6 protein-coding genes are annotated in these 7229 nt (G+C 63.4%); 2 read left to right on the forward strand and 4 right to left on the reverse strand.

All coding sequences use genetic code 11. The annotated features are described in order from the left end of the window. Positions 1-24: 24 nt before the first annotated feature. Both APH33_RS22340 and fabV read right to left on the reverse strand, forming a co-directional pair. A complete protein-coding gene (locus APH33_RS22340) occupies positions 25-933 on the reverse strand; it encodes an alpha/beta fold hydrolase (protein ID WP_054887225.1) in 909 nt (302 codons plus the stop codon). A 167-nt stretch (positions 934-1100) separates the two neighbouring features. Further along, positions 1101-2312, reverse strand: a complete 1212-nt coding sequence (gene fabV / locus APH33_RS22345; protein ID WP_054887226.1) for an enoyl-ACP reductase FabV — start codon at positions 2310-2312, stop codon at positions 1101-1103. Between the two features lie 248 nt (positions 2313-2560). Here fabV and APH33_RS22350 point away from each other — a divergent pair, with 248 nt between their 5' ends. Continuing rightward, positions 2561-3739 (forward strand): acetyl-CoA C-acetyltransferase, encoded by a 1179-nt coding sequence (locus APH33_RS22350; RefSeq protein WP_054887227.1) that lies wholly within the window; start codon positions 2561-2563, stop codon positions 3737-3739. On the opposite strand, the gene APH33_RS22355 is transcribed toward APH33_RS22350, so the two are convergent. After that, positions 3740-4549, reverse strand: a complete 810-nt coding sequence (locus tag APH33_RS22355) for a 5-methyltetrahydropteroyltriglutamate--homocysteine methyltransferase (protein WP_054887228.1) — start codon at positions 4547-4549, stop codon at positions 3740-3742. A 227-nt stretch (positions 4550-4776) separates the two neighbouring features. Between APH33_RS22355 and APH33_RS22360 the strand changes: the two genes are divergently transcribed. After that, on the forward strand, positions 4777-6264 hold the full coding sequence (locus tag APH33_RS22360) for a methylenetetrahydrofolate reductase C-terminal domain-containing protein (protein WP_054887229.1): 1488 nt from the start codon (positions 4777-4779) through the stop codon (positions 6262-6264). Here the strand turns inward: APH33_RS22360 and yjiA are convergent. Further along, positions 6224-7201, reverse strand: a complete 978-nt coding sequence (gene yjiA, locus APH33_RS22365) for a GTPase (RefSeq protein WP_054887230.1) — start codon at positions 7199-7201, stop codon at positions 6224-6226. The two genes, APH33_RS22360 and yjiA, sit on opposite strands and share 41 nt — an antisense overlap. Positions 7202-7229 lie beyond the last annotated feature (28 nt).

The following is a 7229-nucleotide window of genomic DNA, read 5'->3' on the forward strand; positions in this document are numbered from 1 at the left end:
GGGCCGCAAGGCGGCCCCAGAATTTCAACAGATCATTATCCCGGGCACTTCATCTGCCAGCCCGCCCTTCTGCAACCAATGCAGCGCAATCGGCCACAGGCTCTCGCGAAACCGATCATGGAAGAATGCGAAGTGGCCAATCTCATCGACCGAGATATCCACAGGCGCAATCCGCAAATGCCGCCGCTGCGACGCAGGCAGATACCTCAGCAAACGCTCGGTCGCCGCCACCGTGCCAAACGGATCGTCGGTCAGGCTGATGGCCAAGGTCGCGGCCTTTACTTGAGCGAAGGGCAACGCTGCCAGACCGAGCCCGCTCGGGCGCTGTTCGTAGCGCGGTGTGCGAGCGGTCCAGTCATGCACCACGCCGGCGGGCGTATCCTCAAGCCAGCCCAGGCGTTTGCCGGGAAAATAGCCAAAGGCACGGGTCAGCAACGGCATCACCACATGCCATTTCCCAAACAGCCGCCAGCGCTGATTGGCAGCGTAATCGCGCCAGTAGGCGAACTGCGCACCGACCATCACCACCCGCCGTACCTGCCCGGCCGACGGCGCCAGGCCGACGGCGCAACCACCAAAACTGTGGCCCACCACGTCCACCGGCTGCCCGGGAAAATGCGTGGCGGCATGCGCCAGCATGGCTTCGAAATCCAGCCGGCCCCAATCGCTCCACGATGCCTGGAAGCCGCGCAGAGTATGCGGGCGTGATTCGCCGATCCCACGATAGTCGTAGGTCAGTACATCGCAGCCTTGGGCGAACAGGTAGTCGGCAAAACGCGTGTAATAGCGGCAGCGTACCGAAGTGGCCGCGTTGATGATCACCAGCGGGCGCGTGGCGTCGGGGTGGGCGTGACGCCAGCAGAAGCCGCCGAGGCTATAGCCGTCGGCCGTGGCCTGGCGAAAGGCGGTGGCGGGTTGGGTGAGGCTGCTCATGGCGCACTTCCTGTTGTTGTGCGCCAAAACTAGCAAAAATTTTCTGGGCTGTACCGGCCCTTTCGCGGGCAAGCCCGCTCCCACAGAAGTATCGCCATGCCTGAGGCTAGTGGAGAACCTGTGGGAGCGGGCTTGCCCGCGAAGAGGCCGGTACAGGCCTGCAGCGTTTACAGCTCGATGCAGTCGAACTTCACATCGGTCGCCACGTCTTCGTCGTAGTTGACGTCAGCGCGCTCGAAGCCGAACAGGTTGAGGAACTGCTTCTTGTAACCGGCGTAGTCGGTCAGTTCGAACAGGTTCTCGGTGGTGACCTGTGGCCACATGGCCTTGCAGGCGTCCTGTACGTCGTCGCGCAGTTCCCAGTCGTCCAGGCGCAGGCGGGCTTTCTCGTCGACCTCGGCCGGGGCGCCATCGGCGCGGTACATGCGATCACGGAACATGCGGTCCAGTTGGTCCTGGGTGCCTTCGTGAACACCCTTTTCCTGCATGATCTTGAACACCATCGACAGGTACAGCGGCATCACCGGGATGGCCGAGCTGGCCTGGGTGACCACCGACTTCAGCACGGCCACATTGGCGCCGCCCTTCACTTCAGCGGCCAGCTTCCTGTCCAGGCGCAGTGCGGTTTCGTCCAGGTCCTGCTTGGCCTGGCCCAAGGCGCCGTGCCAGTAGATCGGCCAGGTGATTTCGGTGCCGATGTAGCTGAAGGCCACAGTGCGCGCGCCTTCGGCCAGCACGTCAGCGCCGGCCAGGGCGTCGATCCACAGCTGCCAGTCCTGGCCGCCCATGACGGTCACGGTGTCGGCAATTTCCTGCTCGGTGGCCGGCTCGATGCTGGCCTCGATGATGGTGTCCTTGTTGGTGTCGATGGCAGTCGACTTGTACGGCTGGCCGATCGGCTTCAATGCCGAACGCACCAGTTCGCCGGTGTGCGGCAGCTTGCGCACGGGCGAAGCCAGCGAATAGATGACCAGGTCGACCTTGCCACCCATTTCGTTCTTGATCAGCTCGATGACTTTGGCACGGGCTTCATCGGAGAAGGCGTCGCCATTGATCGACTTGCTGTACAGGCCCTCGGCCTTGGCGAACTTGTCGAAGGCGGCGGCGTTGTACCAGCCAGCGGTACCGGCCTTGGTCTCGGTACCTGGCTTTTCGAAGAACACGCCCAGGGTGTCGGCCTTGAAGCCGAAGGCCGCGGTGATGCGGGCTGCCAGGCCGTAGCCGCTGGAAGCGCCGATGACCAGGACCTTCTTCGGGCCATCCTCGCGCACGCCCAGCTTGCGGGTGGCTTCGATCTGGTCACGGACGTTGAGCTCGCAGCCCTTCGGGTGAGTCGTGGTGCAGATGAAACCGCGAACCTTAGGATGAATGATGGCCAATGTCTGTACCTCGTCAGTGTATGCCGGGGAATCGCCATAGGGGCGATTCCGTTTGATCAGAGGGTGAGACTACCCCCGCAGGTTATCCGACACATATTACGGGCTGATCAGGGGGATGCAAAACCGCGGTTCGTCTGCACCCTCATTGATTGGCTTTTCACATCAATCACAAAGAAAAACAAACTTAACAAATCAACCAAAGCGGCAGATGCTGGCAGCACTACGCCCATTGCCCGGAGAACAACAACATGAACGACGTGGTCATCGTCGCCGCAACCCGTACCGCCATCGGCAGCTTCCAGGGTGCCCTGGCCAATGTGCCGGCCGTCGACCTCGGTGCAGCAGTGATCAAGCAGTTGCTGGAGCAGACCCGGCTGGACCCGGCCCAGGTCGATGAAGTGATCCTCGGCCAGGTGCTCACCGCCGGTGCCGGGCAGAACCCGGCGCGCCAGGCCGCGATCAAGGCCGGCCTGCCCTACAGCGTGCCGGCACTGACCCTGAACAAGGTCTGCGGTTCGGGCCTGAAGGCCCTGCACCTGGCGGCCCAGGCCATCCGCTGCGGTGACGCCGAGGTGGTGATCGCCGGTGGCCAGGAGAACATGAGCCTGGCCCCCTACGTGATGCCCTCCGCCCGCACCGGCCAGCGCATGGGCCATGGCCAGCTGATCGACAGCATGATCAGCGACGGCCTGTGGGATGCCTTCAACGACTACCACATGGGCATCACCGCCGAGAATCTGGTGGACAAATACGGCCTCAGCCGTGAACAGCAGGACGCCTTTGCCGCCGAGTCGCAGCGCAAGGCCGTGGCAGCGATCGAAGCGGGCCGCTTCAAGGACGAGATCACCCCGATCGTGATGCCACAGAAAAAAGGCGAGCCGAAAGTCTTCAACCGTGACGAACAACCCCGTCCGGACACCACTGCCGATTCGCTGGCCAAGCTGCGCCCGGCCTTCAAGAAGGACGGCAGCGTCACCGCTGGCAACGCGTCCAGCCTCAACGACGGCGCCGCCGCGGTGCTGATGATGAGCGCCAGCAAGGCCCAGGCCCTGGGGCTGCCGGTAATGGCGAAGATTGCCAGTTATGCCAGCGCGGGCGTGGACCCGGCGATCATGGGCATCGGCCCGGTGTCGGCGACCCAGCGCTGCCTGGACAAGGCAGGCTGGCAGCTGGCCGACCTTGACCTGATCGAAGCCAACGAAGCCTTTGCCGCGCAGGCGCTGGCGGTGGGCAAGGCGCTGGAGTGGGATGCGAGCAAGGTCAACGTCAACGGCGGGGCGATTGCCCTGGGCCATCCGATCGGTGCGTCGGGGTGTCGGGTGCTGGTGACCTTGCTGCACGAAATGATCAAGCGTGATGCCAAGAAGGGGCTGGCCACCCTGTGCATTGGTGGTGGCCAGGGTGTCGCACTGGCGATCGAACGTTGATCAGGCAGAAGCGCGCAACTCGGTGGCAGCCGCCTCATTGATAGCCCTGGCCAGCAGCGCAACTTCCTGACACTTCTGCACGGCCTGGTCCACCGGGCTGTGCAGCAACGAACAGTCTGTCGCCACCCACAGCCGCTCACCCAGGCGGTCGTGGGCATCGCGCAGCAGGTCCAAGGTCTTCTCGTGGTCGCAAGGCGAGACGTTGCCGGCGTCGACCAGGCCGAGTGACAGCACCTTGTAGGCCGGAAGCCGGTCAAGAAGGGTCTGGTACTGGTCGGGGGCCTGCACCAGGTCGATGTGCAGGCCATCGACCGGCAGGTTGACGGCCAGGCCGAGGTTGCCTTCCAGCCCACCAAAGTAAGTGGCGATCAGCTTCTTCAGCGGCGCACGCTGAAGGATGTTGTAAACGCGTTCAAAAGCGTTCTTCCAATCCTGCGGCAGCTCCTGCGAAAGGATCGGCTCATCGATCTGCACCCATTCCGCCCCCAGGGCAGCCAGGCGGTTCAGGCCCTGGTCATACAGCGGCAGCAGGTGTTCCAGCTCGTCGAGGTTGGCGCTGTCCTGGCTGGCCTGCCACAGGTAGGTCAACGGGCCGATGACCACCGGTTTGACTGCATGGCCCAAAGCCTTGGCTTCTGTCACTTCGTCGAACAGTTGCTCCCAGCCTTGGGCAAACGGCTGATCGCACCAGGCGAAGTCGCCGACTGGCAGCAGCTCGATGCCGGCGTCTTTCTGCACTTGCCAGTGGCGGGCACGCAACTCGCGGTCACTGCCAAAGCGTGGAAAGCCCAGGTTGTGCGCCAGTGCCATGTCTTGTCCCTCAGAGTTCGAAAAAGAGTGCCTAAATGAATAAGGGAATTTTCCAGTCAGCACACGCCTGAGACAAACTCATAAAATTTGAGATGAACTCAAGAAATACTCATGATGCCGACCAACCTGAATGTCTTGTTCAGAGCAGCAGCCTACGTATTCAGACATGGCCCGACCGACAAACTGCCGCACAATGCCAACCTGAAAACTCCAGGTGCCCTCAAGCCATGAGCCTGCTGAAAGCCGCGCTGCGCGAAAAACACTTCGTCTGCGTAATGGAATTCGTGCCCAAGCCCTCGGCGGAACGCTTCGCCGCGATGGAGGCGATCATGGCCCGCGGGCAGTTGTGTGGCTGGCCGATGACCGTCGCCATCGGCGACCGCGTGGGCAGCCCGCTGGACATGTCACCGCTGGACGCCCTCGCCTCCTTCAACACCCCGCTCCCCGCCTTGCCGCACTTTTCGGGCAAGGACCGCGAACGCCATCATCTGTTGGCTCAGCTGCAGCGCATGGACGCCGCTGGCCTCGATCAGTTGCTGTTACTCACGGGCGACCGCCTGCCCGGGCACCAACCCGGTGAACGCCCGGTGCGCTATCTGGAGTCGGTCGCGGCCCTGCTGATTGCGCGCCAGGCGTGCCCGAACTGGCTGCTCGGGGCGGCACTGAACCCGTTCAAGTACCACGAGGAAGAAGGCGGCGCACAGTACTTCAAGGCGGAGAAAAAGCTCGCCGCCGGCGCCGACTTCCTCACCCTGCAACTGGGCTTCGATGCCAGCAAGCACCAGGAAGCCATCCACTGGATGCAGCGCCAGGCCTCGCCCAAACCGATGCTGGCCTGCCTGATGAGCCTGACCCACGGCCGCGCGACGATGCTCGAGCATGTGGCGGGGGTAACCGTCTCGCCTTCGATGCGCGACCTGCTTGAAGCCGAAAGCAAGGTGTCCAAGGCTTTCGCCCAGGCGCGCAGCGTCGACCGCCTTGCCTTGCAGATTATCGGTGTGAAGCTGATGGGGTATGCAGGCGTGCACCTGTCGGGGATTCACGAACTCAAACAGCTGCTGGCACTGGAAGAGCGCCTGGAACACTGGCAAGCGCAGATCCATTCGCTGGAGCACTGGGCGCCCGCCTGGGCCGACAGCTGGCAGATGCCAGGCCTGCCCATCGTGGCGTTCCATCCGCCACAGGGCAACTGGCGCCAAGGTGAATCGACCGTCAGCGCCTCAGGCAAGGAGAAAGTCCGTTATCACCTGTTGCACAGTGCCCATTCGCTGCTGTTCAGCCGCAGCCACTGGCTCAGCAAGGCGTTCGGCTGGGCCGTGCGCCAGCCACTGTGGGCAACCAAGCGTGGGGCCCGGGTGTTGCACGGGCTGGAACGGGCGGTCAAACGCCCGTTGATTGGCTGCGACACCTGCGGCCGCTGCCGCCTGGAAGACACCCTCTACACCTGCCCGGAAACCTGCCCCAAGGGCCTGGCCAACGGCCCTTGCGGTGGCACGGCGCTGAACCGCTGCGAGTTTGGCGACCGTGAGTGCATCCACAGCGTCAAGTACCGCACCGCCAAGGCCGTGCGGCAAACCGCCGTGCTCACTGAGCGACTGATCCCGTGCATCGAGGTCGAGACACGCCACCGCAGCTCCTGGCCGCAGTGGTTCGAGGCTCAGCCCCCGCGCCAGCTCAGCCCGCAGCCAGCGCCTCGAACCCAGCCCGAATCTTAGCTTCGGGCAGTTCATCGGCGATGAACACCATCACGCTCTCGCGCTGCTCGTCTGCCGCCCATTCGGCATCCCAGTCGAAGCCGTAGAGCTTGAGCACGCCCTGGAACACCAGGCGACGCTCCTCGCCGGCGATGTTCAGCACGCCTTTGTAGCGCAGCAGCTGCTTGCCGTGCTCTTCCAGCAATTGGTTCATGAATTCGCTGAGGCGGTCGATGTCCAGGGCGGTCTCGGTACGCAACACCAGGGTGGAAATCCGGTCTGGCGTGGCCGGTTTGAGCACCGGGCGCAGGCTTGGCTTCAGGTTGGCACCCAGGTCCGGGTTAAGGTTGAAGCCGCGCACATCAAGCAGCTCGGCGAGGTCGATGCGGCCATGCTCGACTACACGGATGGCCGCCCGGCCATTGATCCGCGCCAGGCGCTCGCGCAGGGCCTCCACTGCAGCCGGTTCGACCAGGTCGGTCTTGCTCAGCAGCAGACGATCGGCAAAACCGACCTGGGCCTGGGCGATGGTCTGGGTCAGGTGCACCTCGGCATGGGCAGCATCGACCAGGGTGATGATGCCGTCGAGGATGTAGCGATCGCGCAGTTCTTCATCGATGAAAAAGGTCTGTGCCACGGGTGCCGGGTCGGCCAGGCCGGTGCATTCGATCACCAGGCGGTCGAAGGCGATCTCGCCAGTGTCCAGGCGTTCGAGCAGCAGGTACAGGGCGCGGGTCAGGTCGCCATGGATGCTGCAGCATACGCAGCCGTTGGCCAGGGTCATGACCTGTACCGGCTCGTCACCAAGCAACTGGCTGTCGATGCCAGCCTCGCTGAACTCGTTCTCGATCACGGCGATCTTCAGCCCGTGCTCGGCCTTGAGCATGTGCTTGAGCAACGTGGTCTTGCCGGCACCGAGGAAACCGGTGAGGACCGTTACGGGAATGGGCGTGTGCACGCAAAAATCTCCTGCACAGTAGAAAAAG

Origin of the sequence: Pseudomonas sp. NBRC 111130 (genome assembly GCF_001320485.1) — a bacterium.
Classification (GTDB): Bacteria; Pseudomonadota; Gammaproteobacteria; order Pseudomonadales; family Pseudomonadaceae; genus Aquipseudomonas; species Aquipseudomonas vlassakiae.

Excerpts from the sequence above, each read along its gene's own strand:
- APH33_RS22340 (WP_054887225.1), bottom strand. The coding sequence starts at position 933 with ATGAGCAGCCTCACCCAACCCGCCACCGCCTTTCGCCAGGCCACGGCC.
- APH33_RS22350 (WP_054887227.1), top strand. The coding sequence starts at position 2,561 with ATGAACGACGTGGTCATCGTCGCCGCAACCCGTACCGCCATCGGCAGC.
- APH33_RS22355 (WP_054887228.1), bottom strand. The coding sequence starts at position 4,549 with ATGGCACTGGCGCACAACCTGGGCTTTCCACGCTTTGGCAGTGACCGC.
- APH33_RS22360 (WP_054887229.1), top strand. The coding sequence starts at position 4,777 with ATGAGCCTGCTGAAAGCCGCGCTGCGCGAAAAACACTTCGTCTGCGTA.